Source organism: Methylosinus sp. RM1, from assembly GCF_011378635.1.
Classification (GTDB): domain Bacteria; phylum Pseudomonadota; class Alphaproteobacteria; order Rhizobiales; family Beijerinckiaceae; genus Methylosinus; species Methylosinus sporium.
In genome coordinates this window covers 26,943-40,392 of record NZ_WOVC01000033.1, presented here as the reverse complement: position 1 = coordinate 40,392, position 13,450 = coordinate 26,943, and the positions used below count along the sequence as shown (strand labels likewise).

General features: G+C 64.7%; 12 protein-coding genes. 6 read left to right on the top strand and 6 right to left on the bottom strand.

The genetic code is table 11. The features are described from left to right. Positions 1-234: 234 nt before the first annotated feature. The 3 genes from FMZ75_RS17400 (at position 235) to FMZ75_RS22235 (ending at position 2,729) form a co-directional block, all read left to right on the top strand. Entirely contained in the window at positions 235-1,191 is a 957-nt protein-coding gene (locus FMZ75_RS17400) for a UDP-glucuronic acid decarboxylase family protein (protein ID WP_166144634.1), read from the top strand. Between the two features lie 146 nt (positions 1,192-1,337). Continuing rightward, on the top strand, positions 1,338-2,435 hold the full coding sequence (locus FMZ75_RS17395) for a helix-turn-helix transcriptional regulator (RefSeq protein ID WP_166144631.1): 1,098 nt from the start codon (positions 1,338-1,340) through the stop codon (positions 2,433-2,435). Between the two features lie 15 nt (positions 2,436-2,450). Then, positions 2,451-2,729: a transposase gene (locus tag FMZ75_RS22235; protein WP_166144642.1), complete on the top strand. Its 279-nt coding sequence runs from the start codon at positions 2,451-2,453 to the stop codon at positions 2,727-2,729. A gap of 4 nt (positions 2,730-2,733) precedes the next feature. Here FMZ75_RS22235 and accC read toward each other — a convergent pair whose 3' ends face one another. The 6 genes from accC to lptG all read right to left on the bottom strand — a co-directional run bounded on the left by accC (position 2,734) and on the right by lptG (position 9,736). After that, positions 2,734-4,092 (bottom strand): acetyl-CoA carboxylase biotin carboxylase subunit, encoded by a 1,359-nt coding sequence (gene accC / locus FMZ75_RS17385; protein WP_166144628.1) that lies wholly within the window; start codon positions 4,090-4,092, stop codon positions 2,734-2,736. An 8-nt stretch (positions 4,093-4,100) separates the two neighbouring features. After that, positions 4,101-4,643: an acetyl-CoA carboxylase biotin carboxyl carrier protein gene (accB, locus tag FMZ75_RS17380; protein WP_174800244.1), complete on the bottom strand. Its 543-nt coding sequence runs from the start codon at positions 4,641-4,643 to the stop codon at positions 4,101-4,103. A 6-nt stretch (positions 4,644-4,649) separates the two neighbouring features. Then, on the bottom strand, positions 4,650-5,093 hold the full coding sequence (gene aroQ, locus FMZ75_RS17375; RefSeq protein WP_166144625.1) for a type II 3-dehydroquinate dehydratase: 444 nt from the start codon (positions 5,091-5,093) through the stop codon (positions 4,650-4,652). Positions 5,094-5,193: 100 nt separating this feature from the next. Next, complete coding sequence (locus FMZ75_RS17370; RefSeq protein ID WP_142864727.1) at positions 5,194-5,985, bottom strand: DsbA family protein; 792 nt, start codon at positions 5,983-5,985, stop codon at positions 5,194-5,196. Between the two features lie 47 nt (positions 5,986-6,032). Continuing rightward, positions 6,033-8,522, bottom strand: coding sequence for an LPS-assembly protein LptD (locus FMZ75_RS17365; RefSeq protein ID WP_370464742.1), 2,490 nt, complete (start codon positions 8,520-8,522; stop codon positions 6,033-6,035). Positions 8,523-8,650: 128 nt separating this feature from the next. Next, positions 8,651-9,736 carry an LPS export ABC transporter permease LptG gene (lptG, locus tag FMZ75_RS17360; protein WP_166144622.1) on the bottom strand — a complete coding sequence of 362 codons (1,086 nt, stop codon included), beginning with the start codon at positions 9,734-9,736 and terminating at the stop codon, positions 8,651-8,653. 437 nt (positions 9,737-10,173) lie between these two features. Here lptG and FMZ75_RS17355 point away from each other — a divergent pair, with 437 nt between their 5' ends. From FMZ75_RS17355 to FMZ75_RS17345, 3 genes are all read left to right on the top strand, one after another. Next, entirely contained in the window at positions 10,174-11,226 is a 1,053-nt protein-coding gene (locus FMZ75_RS17355) for an acyltransferase family protein (RefSeq protein WP_166144619.1), read from the top strand. Positions 11,227-11,464: 238 nt separating this feature from the next. Next, positions 11,465-12,133, top strand: coding sequence for a TetR/AcrR family transcriptional regulator (locus FMZ75_RS17350; protein WP_166144616.1), 669 nt, complete (start codon positions 11,465-11,467; stop codon positions 12,131-12,133). A gap of 190 nt (positions 12,134-12,323) precedes the next feature. Further along, positions 12,324-13,442, top strand: a complete 1,119-nt coding sequence (locus FMZ75_RS17345) for an efflux RND transporter periplasmic adaptor subunit (protein WP_246729045.1) — start codon at positions 12,324-12,326, stop codon at positions 13,440-13,442. Positions 13,443-13,450: the final 8 nt, after the last annotated feature.

Sequence of the window (13,450 nt, the reverse complement as noted above, 5' to 3'; positions counted from 1 at the left end):
TCTCTTTGAACAGGGCGAAGGCGAGGCTCATCACGGCGGCTCCAGAATCACTCCCCCGATAGGGAATCATGCCTGAGCCGATCCGTTAACCGCCGTTAACCCGAATTCGGAACCCTGCGAGCCGAACCGGCAGCGTTGCGCCAGGGAGAGCGAAATGCTATCTGGACGCCTCGCGCCGCGACGAATCGAAATTCGAGAACTTGCCGCTTTTTGTGAGATCATCCCGGGCGTCACATGGAAAATCGCAGGATTTTGGTCACCGGCGGCGCGGGGTTTCTCGGTTCCCATCTGTGCGAGCGGCTGATCGCGGCCGGACACGAGGTCCTCTGCGTCGATAATTTCTTCACCGGCCAGCGTAAAAATATTCACCATCTGCTCGATCACGACAACTTCGAGCTGCTGCGCCACGACGTCACCTTTCCATTATTCGTCGAGGTCGACGAGATCTATAATCTCGCTTGTCCCGCTTCGCCGATCCATTATCAATTCGATCCCGTGCAGACGACCAAGACCAGCGTCCTCGGCGCGATCAACATGCTCGGCCTCGCCAAACGGCTCAAGGTCAAAGTATTCCAGGCGTCGACTTCGGAAGTCTATGGCGATCCTTCCGTCCATCCGCAGCCGGAATCCTATTGGGGCAATGTCAATCCGCTCGGGCCGCGCGCCTGTTACGACGAAGGCAAGCGCTGCGCCGAGACTTTGTTCTTCGATTATCATCGGCAGCATCGGCTGAAAATCAAAGTCGTGCGCATCTTCAATACTTACGGCCCGCGTATGCACGCCCGCGACGGACGCGTCGTCTCCAACTTCATCGTGCAGGCGCTCAAGGGCGAGCCGATCACCATTTATGGCGAAGGCCAGCAGACGCGCTCCTTCTGCTATGTCGACGATCTCATCGGCGGCTTCACGTCGCTGATGGATTCGCCCGACAATATCGTCGGTCCGATCAACATCGGCAATCCGAATGAATTCACCATTCGCCAGCTCGCCGAGCAGGTGATCGACCTCACCGGCTCCGCCTCCAAGCTCGTCTTCGAGCCGTTGCCGGCCGACGACCCCAAGCAACGCCGGCCCGATATTTCCGCGGCGGAGAGCCTGCTCGGCTGGGCGCCCACAGTTCAATTGCGCGAGGGCCTCCTGCGCACTATCGCCTATTTCGACGAGACGCTGGGCCGGCCTCGCCGAGCATAGCGACGCGGTAGCGCGTTTCCGGCCGAAGCGGACGCCGGTTCGGTGTAGGAAACGGAAAGGTTTCAGCGCGCGGCGGAGCGTCTCTCTTTCGAGGTCGCGCGACGGACATCTCGCGTCCCTCGCTCATGACCGGCGGACGTCGTCCAATGTCGAGAGTCGATCAGTCGAAATTCGAAGCCTTGGCCGACCGAATCTACGAGGCCGCCGTCGTTCCGGAACTCTGGCCGGAGCTGCTCGAAACGATCGGCGCGCTCAGCGGCGCTTTCGGCGGCGTTCTCTTCGCGAGCAATCCGCAATTTTCGGGCTGGACGGCGTCGCCGCGCATCGCACCCATGTTCGCCGAATTCGTCGAGAAGGGATGGGCGGCGCGCAATCCGCGTCCGGCGCGCGGCCTCGCCTTCGGCGCCGGCGGCTTCGTCGGCGATCACGAGCTTTTCTCGCCGGAGGAAATGGACGCCGATCCCACCTATGGCTATTTGCGCGGCCAGGGGATGGGCTGGTGCGCCGGCAAGATCGCCGCCCCGCCCTCGGGCGATATGCTGGTCTTCAGCTGGGAAAGGCGCTTCGTCGACGGCCCCTTCGATCGCGCGACGCTCGACGCTTTGAACGCCATCGGCGGCCATCTCGCCCGCGCGGCGCTCATCGCCGCGCGGCTCGGCCTCGAGCGCGCGCGCATGGCCGCCGAGACGATGCGCGCGCTCGGCCTGCCGGCGGCGGTATTGTCACGCTCGCATCGGCTGCTGCTCCCCAATGATCTGTTCACGCGCTTCGCGCCCTCGCTGGTGCAGGATCGGCGCGAGCGCGTAGTCATCGCCGATCCGCGCGCCGACGCGCTGTTCGAGCGGGCGCTCGCCCGCTTGCGCGTGATCGGCGCGCCGGCCGGCGTCCAATCGCTGCCGATTCCCGCCCGCGAGGGCAGCCGGCCGCTGATCCTGCATCTCGCGCCGATTCGCGGCGCGGCGCAGGATGTGTTCGCCGCCGGCGAATTGCTGCTGGTCGTCACGGAAGTGACCTTGGGAGCGGCGCCCAGCGCCAGCCTGCTGCAAGGCCTGTTCGATCTCACGCCCGCAGAGGCGCGCGTCGCCCGCGCCATCGCCGCGGGCCGGCCCGCCTCGGAAATCGCCAGGGAGCACGGCGTCTCGGGGGAGACCATTCGCACTCAGCTCAGATCGGTCTTCGCCAAGACCGGCGTGTCGCGCCAGGTCGATCTCGTCCGCCTGCTCGCCGGCGCCACTCTGCCATGAGCCCATTCTCCTCCGATCGAGGGAGACGCCGGAAGCGCGACCCGCGTAAACGCGGGCCGACCGCCGCGCGATCATCGCCGCGTCATCGACGACGTGCTCTGGATCGCGCTGACCGGCGGCGCCTGGCGCGAGCTGCCGGCCGAATATGGCAATTGGAGCTCGGTCTACCGGCAATTTCTGCGATGGTCAGAGGGGCGGCCGATGGCGCCTTCTGCGCATGGCGCGCAGAAGGCGCCATTGCAGACTGCGCTCGCCGCCGTCTGCGCGCTGCCCGGCCGGCGAGCGGCGCGCTGACGCCTCAAAAGGTCGGCTCTATGCCGCCCGTCGCCAGAAAATGCTCGAGCCAGTGAATGTCGTAGACGCCATTCTGGACATCGGCGTTGCGCACCAGCGTGCGGAACAGCGGCAAGGTCGTGTCGACCCCATCGATGATGAACTCGTCAAGCGAACGCCGCAGGCGCATCAGCGCCTCGGTGCGGTTGCGGCCATGGACGATGAGCTTGCCGATCAACGAATCATAATTGGGCGGGATCGTGTAGCCCTGATAGGCCGAGGAATCGACGCGCACGCCGACGCCGCCCGGCGGATGATAATAGGCGATGCGCCCGGGCGAGGGCCGAAAGCTCGACGGATGCTCGGCGTTCACGCGGCATTCGATCGCATGGCCCCAGAACCAGATATCCTCCTGCCGCAGCGACAGTGGCGAGCCGGCGGCGACGCGGATCTGCTCGCTGACGAGATCGACGCCGGTCACGGCCTCCGTCACCGGATGCTCGACCTGGATGCGCGTGTTCATCTCGATGAAATAGAACGCGCCGTTCTCATAGAGAAACTCGATCGTGCCGGCGCCGGCATATTTCAGCTCGCGCATCGCCTTGGCGCAGATTTCGCCGATCTCGGCGCGCTGCTCGTCGTTGAGCGCGGGCGAAGGGCTCTCTTCCCACACCTTCTGGTGGCGGCGCTGCAGCGAGCAATCGCGCTCGCCGAGGTGGATCGCCTGGCCCTTGCCGTCGCCGAACACCTGAATTTCTATGTGGCGCGGCTTGTCGAGATATTTCTCGAGATAGACGGTGTCGTCGCCGAAAGCGGCCTTGGCCTCGGCGCGCGCGGTCGCGAGCGCGGAATGCAGCTCGGCCTCGCTGCGGGCGACCTTCATGCCGCGGCCGCCGCCGCCGGAAGCCGCTTTCACGAGCACCGGATAGCCGATCTTCGCTGCGACTTTCGCGCCCTCTTTGTCGTCGGTGATCGGCCCGTCGGAGCCGGGCACGCAAGGGATGCCGAGACGCTTGGCGGTGGCCTTGGCCTCGATCTTGTCGCCCATCAGGCGGATATGCTCCGCCTTGGGGCCGATGAAGGTGAGGCCGTGCTCGGAGACGATCTCGGCGAAACGGGCGTTCTCGGAGAGAAAGCCATAGCCCGGATGCACGGCGTCGGCGCCGGTGATCTCGCAGGCCGACAGCAGCGCCGGAATATTGAGATAGGATTCGCGCGCCGCCGGCGGGCCGATGCAGACCGATTCATCGGCGAGCTTCACATGCATGGCGTCGGCGTCGGCCGTCGAATGCACGGCGACCGTCGCTATGCCGAGTTCCTTGGCCGCGCGCAGCACGCGAAGCGCGATTTCGCCGCGATTGGCGATGAGGATTTTGTCGAACATCGCGCGCCCTACTCGATCACGAGGAGCGGTTCGCCATATTCGACCGGCTGTCCGTCTTCGACCAGAATGGCCGTCACCACGCCGCCCTTGGGGGCGACGATGTCGTTGAAGGTCTTCATCGCCTCGATGAGCAGCAGCTTGTCGCCGGCGGTGACGCGGGCGCCGACCTCGACGAAGGGCTTGGCGTCCGGGCTCGGCCGCAGATAGGCGGTGCCGACCATGGGCGATTTCAGCGCGTCGGCGTGCTCGGCCGCCGCGGCGGGGGCCGGCGCGGCAGGTCTGGCGGCGGGCGCCGGCGCGGCGACAGGGGCCGGCGCATAGGCTGCGGCCGGCAGAGCGATGGTCGCATGAGCAGGCGCCACGACGGCCGGCGTGCGCGCGGCGCGGATGCGCAGATCGCCCTTCTGGACCTCGATCTCGGTCAGATCGCTCTCGCCGAGCAGGCGTGCGATCTCACGCAGCAGCTCGGTGTCGACGCCGGCGGCTCCGGCGGCGACTTTCGGTTTTGCGGCAGTGGTGGAAGGGCGACGAGTTTGGGCTTTGCGCGCCATGATTGCTCAGGTCTTTCTTTCTTCTCGATCGAACAATGCGTCCAGCGCCAGAACGTAGGAATCGGCTCCGAAACCGGCGATGACGCCGCGAGCCACTGGCGCGATGAAGGAGTGACGCCGAAAATTCTCCCGCGCATGAACATTGGAGAGATGCACTTCGACGACCGTCGCTCCCGAGCCTTTGATGGCGTCATGGAGCGCGATCGACGTATGGGTGAAGGCGCCGGCGTTGAGGATCACCGCCGCGCCGATTTTGCCCGCCTCCTGAATCCAGTCCACGAGGTCGCCCTCGTGATTGGACTGCCGGAACACGAGATCGAGCCCGCGGGCGGCGCAAATCTCGGCCAGCTGAGCCTTTATATCGTCGAGCGTCGCGAGGCCGTAGACATCGGGCTCGCGCGTCCCGAGCAGATTGAGGTTTGGACCGTTGAGAACATGGACGGCGGGCATGAGGGTCCTGAACGAAGGGCGGGTCCTGAACGAAGGGCGCGCGCCGCCCCGCGGGGCCTCTTCTAGCCTCATTGCCGCCGCGAAGGAAGCCCCGCCCCCGTCAGCAGACCGTCTTGCCGCATTTGCGCGTGTTGTCGATCTTGGCTTTGAGCTGCTGATAGCCGACCGCGCCGACGATCACCTCCTTGCCCAGCACCCAGGACGGCGTGCCGCTCAGATTGAGGCTGTCGGCGAGCTCCATGACCTCCTTGATGGACGCCTTGGCCTCGGGGCTTTTGGCGTCCTTCTCGAGCTTGGCCGGATCGGCGCCGAGCTCCTTGGCGACAGCGACTGCCTGCGCCTTGCCGACCGCGCCGCGCGTGTTGAGCAGCTTGCGATGGAATTCATAGAATTTCTCCGGCTTCAGCTGCAGGCGCGCCGCGCCGGCGACCTCGGCCGCCTCGACCGAGCCGGCGCCGAGCACGGGGAAATCCTTCAGCACGACGCGCAGCTTGGGGTCGCCGTCGATGAGCTTGGCGATATCGTCCAGCGCGCGTTTGCAATAGCCGCAGTTATAGTCGAAGAACTCGACCAGAGTGACGTCGCCCGCCGGATTGCCGATCACCGCCTGATTGGCGGAATTGAACAATTTATCCGCGCCCTGAGTGACCGCCTTTTGCCGCGAATCCGCCTCGGCGACCTTCTGGCGGCGCTCGAGCTCGTCGATGGCGTCGCGAATCACCTCAGGATTGGCGATGAGATAATCATGGACGATTTTCTCGATCTCGGCCTTTTGCGGGACCGCGAGCTCGGCGCGCAGCGGCGTGGCGACGGCGGCGAAGCCGACCGCCGCGACGGCCGCGGCGCGGACGAGAGCGCCGAGGTCGAAAATTTGGGCGAGCCGCAGCGACATGGCAATCTCCTCGAAGGGTTCGGAACGTCCTCTTCGACGTTCGCGCGTCAGGGCTGGGTGCGCACGCCGTCGTTGAGCTGAAGCGAGCCGAGCCCGTAGTTGAATTTGGCGTCGCCGAGCGTGCGCAATTGCAACGACACCATGATGGTCTGGTTCCGCGAGAGCCCGGTCGAGGTGTTCCCTTGGAAGACCGACGAATAATTGACGGAGACGGTGGTGCATTCGTCGTGGTAGCCGCCCCCGAGGCCCAGCGCGGCGACCGAGAACAGCGGCGCCGATCCGGTGATCGTGCTGCCCGTCAGCGTGATATTCGTCGCCGGCGAGACGGTCAAGGAATTGTAGAGATAGCGGCTCATGTCGAAAGTGGCGGAGCCGGTGAGAAAATAATTCTTGGTGATGTCGTAGCGGCCATTCACCGACATGCCCTGGCGGCGCTGGTCGAAGCCGATCACCGGCTGCGACGCGTAATTGGCGTATTGCAGATTGACGGTGAGCGGATCGAGCTTGAACGAGGCGATGACATCTATGCGGCGGCCGCGCAATCCGTCCGGATCGAACCGCCCCTTGCCGACGATGCTGAAGAACGACGAAGGCGCGATGGCGAGACGGCCGACCCAGTCCGAAGTACGCGTGTCGAGGCCCGAAGAAAGGCCGACATTGGCGGCGTCGGCGGTGGAATAGCCGTTCTTGCCGGCCAGCTGCCGCGACTGGCCGACGAGGGCGTTGATGAAGCCGCCATTGGCGAAGGTCAGCGTGCCCTGCCCGCCGTAATTGATGCGCGTGCCGGTCTCGAAACGATCGTAGCCGGAATATTTGCTCCATTCGAACAGGTTGGAATCGTCGAAGACGAGGCTCTGCGCGTCCATGTTGACGAGCGAGGGGATCGACGACTGGTTCGGCCGCGCCACCAATTGCGCGATCGGCTCGACCACGAGATCGCCGAGATTGCTGCGCGCGAGAATGGGATAGCGCCATTCGACGCCGCCGCCCGGCGTCGCCTGTCCCCGAAACACGCTGTCCGCGCCATTGACGAACAGCGACTGCGCAGAATTGGGAATCGGCTGCCCGACGCTGTTGTAGGCGGCGTAGGAATTCGTCGAGTCGTAATTGAGATAGGAGCCGGTCACGCGGGTGAAGGCGAAGGGCGTCCAGGCGCCGCCGATCGGGTCGATGAAGCGGCGCTGCCAGGAGGCCATCGCCGTCGCATGTTGATAGTCGCCGCCGACGCCGCGCAGCAGGCAGCCGCTCTTGTACGGATCGGCGGAGGGCGAGTAGAGCTGGCAGACGTTATAGAGGCCATAGAGCGAATCGAGCGTGCGCGGCTGGATCGACTCGTAATTGGCGATGCTGGCGGAGGTGCTGGTGAAATTGGCGTCCAGCGTGATCTGGCCGCCGATGCCGAAGGTCTTGGCCGGGTCCACGGCGAAAGAGCGATTATAGTCGAGCAGAGGATGCACGACCGGCTGCTGCGCCTGCACGTCGCTGGCCGACAGGCCCTGGAAGTAATAGCCGCGCAGATCGAAATAGCTGCGCGGCCCCTGCCCGGTCAGATAGACGGTCGAAGACGCCTCGCGGAAGAAGTAGTTCTGCAGGAAACTGTTGTACTGCTTGTAATCCTGCAGGAAATAGCGGTCGCTGAGCACGGTGGCGTCCCAGCCGAAGCGCCAATAATCGTTGATGGCGAATTCGCCATTCGAATAGATCGAGCCGCGCCAGCGCTCGTTGCGCGCGCCATAGGGCGCGATGGTGAAGGCGCTGGGGTCGCTGACATGCGTCCCCTCGGCGCGGATGACATAGGAGCCGTTCTCGAGCCGATGACGGAACTCGGCCGCGAGGAAGGGGCCCTGCCGCGTGAAGCCGGTCGGCGTGATGGTGAGATCGTAATCGGGCGCGATCGCCCAATAATAAGGCACGCCGACGCCGAAGCCGAGCTGCTGGCGATAGGTCAGCTGCGGGTTGAGAAAGCCGGACTTGCGCTTCACCGACGGATCGGCCGACCAGAAATAGGGGACATAGGCGATTGGCGTCCCGAACAGTTCCAGCGAGGCGTCCTCGTAATAGATCACCTTCTCGTCATTGTCGTGGATGATGCGCTTGGCGTGGACGGTCCACAGCCGGGGCTTGCTCGGATCGTTCTGGCAGGCGTCGCAGGCGGTATAGGCGCCTTGCTCGAAGGTCGTGACCTCGCCCACGCGCTCGGCGCGCGGCGAGGTGAAATGCGTGCTCTCGGCGCTCTCGACCTGCAGGCTGTCGATAAAGCCGTTCTTGAAGTCGTCGGTGAAGTCGAAGCGATCGGCATAGGCGATCGATCCGTCCTTCTCGGTGAGCTTGGCGTGGCCTTCGGCGAAGACGCGCTGCGTGTTGCGGTCATAGACGACGCGGTCCGCCTCCAGCACCCGGCCCTTGTAGAAAATCTGCACGGAGCCGCGCGCTGTGACGACGTTACGGCGCTCGTCATAGGCGAGTTCCTTGGCCTCCACCACCATGCGCTGCGCGCTCTCGGGCGGCGGCGCGGCCAGCGGCTGCGCGCGACCCACGACCGGGGCCGCGACGAGAAGAACAGCGAGGGCCGGAGAGAGCCGGGAAAAAAGGCGCGACGACGCCGGCCCGGAGCGGATTCGCTCCGGCCCCGGCCTAGATTCGCGAGAGCGACGACGGGACTCCATCAGCCGTCCTCCGAATGCAGTAGAACGAGCGCACCCAACATGCTTCCGACGAGAGCAGGCGACCAAGCAGCGACCAGCGGGCTGATGACGCCCGCGCCGCCCAGATCGGAAAAGATTTTCGAGGCGATATAAAGCACGAAGCCCGAGACGACGCCACCCGAAATGGTCCGTGCGATTCCGCCAAATCGAAAGAATCTTAATGAAAAGGAAGCGGCGACGAGAACCATGGCGACCAGCAGCAGGGGCCGCGCAAGAAGCGTTTGAAATTGCAGCGTGTACCCGGTCGGGTCGAGGCCTGCGTCGCGGCTGCTGTCGCCGAGCCGCGGCAGATCCCAGAAGGGCGCGCCCTGCGGCGGCGTCGCCGCCGAGGCGAGCTGCTCGGGCGTCAGATCGGTGGCCAGAAGATAAGAGCCGACGGCCCGCGATTCTTCGCCCGGGGCGCTGACGCGGGCGTCCTCGAGCACGAAAACGCCGGCGAGCAGCCGCGCCCGCGCCGCCTCGACGCGCTCGAGGAAGACCCCGTCCTTCTGATAGACATTGACGCTGACGCCATCGAGCGCGAGGCCGCCGGCCCGCACATCGACCGCATGCATGATCGCCTGACCGTCGACGCCATTGAGGCGGAACCATTTGCCGTGATCGATGCGCACGCTGCCTTCCACGCCGAACAGATCGAGCTCCATCTGGTCGGAGCGCATCTTCATCATCGCCGAGACCGGATTATAAAGTGTGACCGAAACGATCCCGATCGTCGCCGCGACGAGCGCCGGCGGCAGCAGGAACTGCCAGACCGACATGCCCGAGGCGCGCGCGACGACGAGCTCGAGCTTGCGGGTGAGGTCGACGAAGGTCGCCATGGAGCCGAACAGCACGGCGAAGGGGAGAATCAATTCCGCCGTCGCCGGGACGCGCAGCAGGGTCATCAGCGCCACAGTGCCGGCGCCCGCCTGCGGAATGTCGCCGGCGCGCCGCAGCAGCTCCACGAAATAGACGACGAACATGAGACAGAACATGGCGACGAAGATCGCCATGATCGTCCTGGTGAATCGCGCGGCGAGATAGCGCGTGATGGTGACGCCGATCATCCGACCCTCGCGCGCGAATCGAAATCGGAGAGGCGGAACGAGGCCGGCACATGTCGCGCAGAATCGATCGCCATCGCCTGTCGTCGCCCCTCCCCCTCGATGCGCCCTGCCGACGCGACCTGTTCCGCACCGCTTGGCTAGACGCTCCGACGGCTCGGCGCAAGCCGAGGCCGGCGCGAGGGTCGATCGGCGCGGTCGATCGAAGCTGCCCTGCCCTCGAGGCTTTTCCTGGGCGAAGCCGCGCCGCCCCCGCCTCACCGGCTCGCGCGCTCTTCGACCGAAGGGTCGATGCATCCGACCGAGAATTCGTCGACCTACCTCCCCTGACGCGCGCCTCTCGCCCATCGTTTCGTAACCTTCCGCCGCTAGCTTGCGAATTTGCTCGACGAAGCGCGCGCCTCCTGCGCCGCCCGCCAGCCGCATAGAAATGGGCGTCGATGCGAGAATCTCGGATCGCCTGGGTCGACAATGCAAAAGGAATGAGCGTCATCCTCGTCGTCATGATGCATTCCGCGCTCGGCGTCGGAGAGGCGATGGGGGACGAGGGGCTGCTGCATTGGATCGTGGCTTTCGCCAAGCCGTTTCGCATCCCCGGCTTTTTTTTCATCGCCGGGCTTTTCCTGTCCCGCGGAATCGATCGCGACTGGCGCGCCTATCTCGATACGAAGCTCGTCCATTTCGCTTATTTTTATTTTCTGTGGCTCTTCGTCCAATGGCTGTTCAAGAGCGGACTGTGGTCGGGAGCCGATCCGCTGAACGCGTTTCGGCAATTGGCGCTCGCCACGATCGAGCCGTTCGGCACATTGTGGTTCATTTATCTGCTGCCGATCTTTTTCGTCGTCGCCAAGCTGCTGCGCGGCGTTCCGCCGCCGATCCTGCTGCTGGCGGCCGCGCTGCTGGAGACCGCCCGCATCGAGAGCGGCTGGACCGCGCCGGACGAATTCGCCGCTCGCTTCTTCTTTTTCCTGGCCGGTCATATGTTGGCGCCGCAGGTCTTCGCCCTGGCCGAATCGGCGAGGCGGGCTCCGCGCGCGGCGCTGACATGGCTGCTCGGCTGGGCTGCGGCCGAAGCCGCATTGGCCTTCTCGCCGGCCCCGATCGCCGGCTATTCCACGCTCGCATCGCTGCCGCTGGTGAGCCTCACGGCCGGCTTGGCGGGCGCGGCGGCCGTCATCGCCGGCGCCGCGCTCGCCTGCGATCTTCCAGCAATGGGATGGCTACGCTATTGCGGCGCCAATTCACTGGCGATCTATCTCGGATTTTTTCTGCCGATGGCGGCCGCGCGCAAGCTCATCCTCGATCATGATCTCGTCGCGAATGTGGATATGGCCTCGCTCATCGTCACGCTGACCGCGGTGGGCGGCCCCCTGCTCCTGCAAAAAATGACGAAGCGCGGGCGATTTCACTTTCTCTTCGAAAGGCCGGCATGCTTCCGGCTCGCGGCGAGATCTCGCGAGATCGAGCGGGACGCCCGCCAGGAGGCTCTCTGAGCTCCGATTTCCGACCCTGTTCGACGAGGGAATAGTCCATCGCTACGCGGTGGTCGTCGAATGATCGCGGACTCCGAGAGAGGCTGCGGTCGAGATCCGAGCCGACCAGCGTCGAACAACCTTGGTCTTTCCGACCTGCCGATAGCGCGAGCTTGCCCGCATTTTCTTGCGCCGGGGCTCTTGACCCGGTAGCTCATGCGCCGTAGGTATGTGTGCGCATACTTACATACGAGGCGACATGCACTCCGACGATATGGTCCGCAAGCCGCGAGCCCGCGACCGCCGAGCCACTCGCGACGCTCTGATCGCGGCCGCAGCGACGGCGTTCGCCGAATGCGGCTACGAGGGAGCGACGACGCGCGCCATCGCCGACGCCGCAGGCTGCTCGGAGGCCCTGATCCAGCGATATTTCAGCGGCAAGGAAGGCCTGCTGCTCGCGGTGCTCGACAAGGAGGATGACCGCTCCGACGCGGCGCTCTTCCTGGGGCGCCCGCTTTGTTCGAGCATGGCGCAAGAAACGCGCGAGATGCTCGCGCATTTGGTCGAGAAAATCTCGGAACGTTCGGACCGAATTCGCATCGTGATCTCGAGAGCCCTGCTCGATCGAGCCTTCAAAACGCATTTGAACCGCATCTGGATCCGTGAGGAAATCAGGAGCAGTCTCGAGACGCGGCTCGCTCTCTACGTCGACGCTGGAATCGCCGAACCCGATCTCGATGTCGGCTCCGCCGCCGAAATGCTGTTGAGCCTCGGCTTCGAGCTGGGCTTCGTGCATCGCGAGGTTCTCGAGACTTCACCCGAAGTGACGAGGCGGCTTCTGGAACAGTTCGCGGACATGTTCGGTCGAGCGGTTTCGGCGCCGCCCTACCGCGGGTCTCCCGCGGAGGCCCAGAAAGGCAAGGAATGAGGGACCTCGGTCGCTCCGAAGCCCTACGACGAAAAGCGCTATGTTTTCCCCACTCTCTCGAGCGAAGCCGCACATGATCCCGACGCGTCACCGAGTCCCTTCGTCGCCTTCGATCGTCACGACTCCTGAAGCACGGATTTCGCGCTCGGCCGCAGCAGGCCTGTTCGGCGCTTACTTCGCGCTGCTTTCTATGGCGGTCGCCGCGAGCTGCGAACGAGCGCTGGCCGCAGAGCCGGCGCGTCCGCCTGCGCAGGCGGGCTATGTCGTCGTCCATCTCCAACCGATCACGCGCGTGACGGAATTGCCCGGCCGCACGACCGCCGTTCTAACCGCAGAGGTGCGGCCCCAAGTCAATGGGGTGGTCCTGAAACGGCTCTTCGAAGAGGGCAGCGAGGTCAAAGAAGGCCAACAACTCTATCAGATCGATCCGGCTCTCTACCAAGCATCCTATGACAGCGCGGTCGCCACATTGGCGCGCAATCAGGCGACTCTCCAGGCGGCAAACGCGAAAGCCGCTCGTTACAAGTCGCTGGCCGCCATGAAAGCCGTGAGCAAGCAAGACGTCGAGGACGCCGTCGCGGCGGCGCAACAAGCGGAGGCCGATATCGCCATCGCCCGAGCGAGCATCTCCCAGGCCAAGATCAATCTTTCCTATACGAAAGTTCTTGCGCCCATCTCCGGCCGTATCGGTCGATCCACAGTCACGCCGGGCGCGCTCGTGATCGCCAATCAGAGCAATGTTCTCGCGACGGTCACGCAGCTCGACCCGATCTATGTCGATGTGACGCAATCGGCGACGACGCTATTGCGTCTGCGGAAGGCGCTGGCGAGCGGCGGGCTCGAAAGCATCGGCAATGGCGCGGCGAAGGTCACTTTGAAGCTCGAAGACAACAGCACATATGATGTCGCGGGAAAGCTGCAGTTTTCGGAGGTCACCGTCGACGAGGGGACGGGCACGGTTCTCATGCGGGCGATTTTCCCCAACCCCAAACACCTTCTGTTGCCGGGCATGTATGTACATGCCTCCCTTCAGGAAGGGGTGGATCGAAACGGCGTTCTGATACCGCAGCAAGCCGTCTCCCGCAACACGCATGGAGATGCGACCGTCCTGCTGATCGGAGACGACGACAAGGCGAGCCTGCGCATCATACAAACAGGTCAAGCGATCGGCGATCAATGGATCGTCATCGGCGGCCTCCGCGCGGGCGAGCGCGTGATCGTCGATGGATTGCAGAACATACGTCCCGGCGATGTCGTTCGACCCGTCGCGGTCGAAGACGCGGCGATCCGCGCCGACAAACGGTCCTGACGCTTCGC

What these genes read in the sequence shown, in the direction of transcription:
- accB (WP_174800244.1), bottom strand. Translation starts at nt 4,643, where the DNA reads ATGGCGCGCAAAGCCCAAACTCGTCGCCCTTCCACCACTGCCGCAAAA.
- FMZ75_RS17345 (WP_246729045.1), top strand. Translation starts at nt 12,324, where the DNA reads ATGGCGGTCGCCGCGAGCTGCGAACGAGCGCTGGCCGCAGAGCCGGCG.
- lptG (WP_166144622.1), bottom strand. Translation starts at nt 9,736, where the DNA reads ATGATCGGCGTCACCATCACGCGCTATCTCGCCGCGCGATTCACCAGG.
- FMZ75_RS17370 (WP_142864727.1), bottom strand. Translation starts at nt 5,985, where the DNA reads ATGTCGCTGCGGCTCGCCCAAATTTTCGACCTCGGCGCTCTCGTCCGC.
- accC (WP_166144628.1), bottom strand. Translation starts at nt 4,092, where the DNA reads ATGTTCGACAAAATCCTCATCGCCAATCGCGGCGAAATCGCGCTTCGC.
- FMZ75_RS17350 (WP_166144616.1), top strand. Translation starts at nt 11,465, where the DNA reads ATGCACTCCGACGATATGGTCCGCAAGCCGCGAGCCCGCGACCGCCGA.
- FMZ75_RS17400 (WP_166144634.1), top strand. Translation starts at nt 235, where the DNA reads ATGGAAAATCGCAGGATTTTGGTCACCGGCGGCGCGGGGTTTCTCGGT.
- FMZ75_RS17355 (WP_166144619.1), top strand. Translation starts at nt 10,174, where the DNA reads ATGCGAGAATCTCGGATCGCCTGGGTCGACAATGCAAAAGGAATGAGC.
- FMZ75_RS17395 (WP_166144631.1), top strand. Translation starts at nt 1,338, where the DNA reads ATGTCGAGAGTCGATCAGTCGAAATTCGAAGCCTTGGCCGACCGAATC.
- aroQ (WP_166144625.1), bottom strand. Translation starts at nt 5,093, where the DNA reads ATGCCCGCCGTCCATGTTCTCAACGGTCCAAACCTCAATCTGCTCGGG.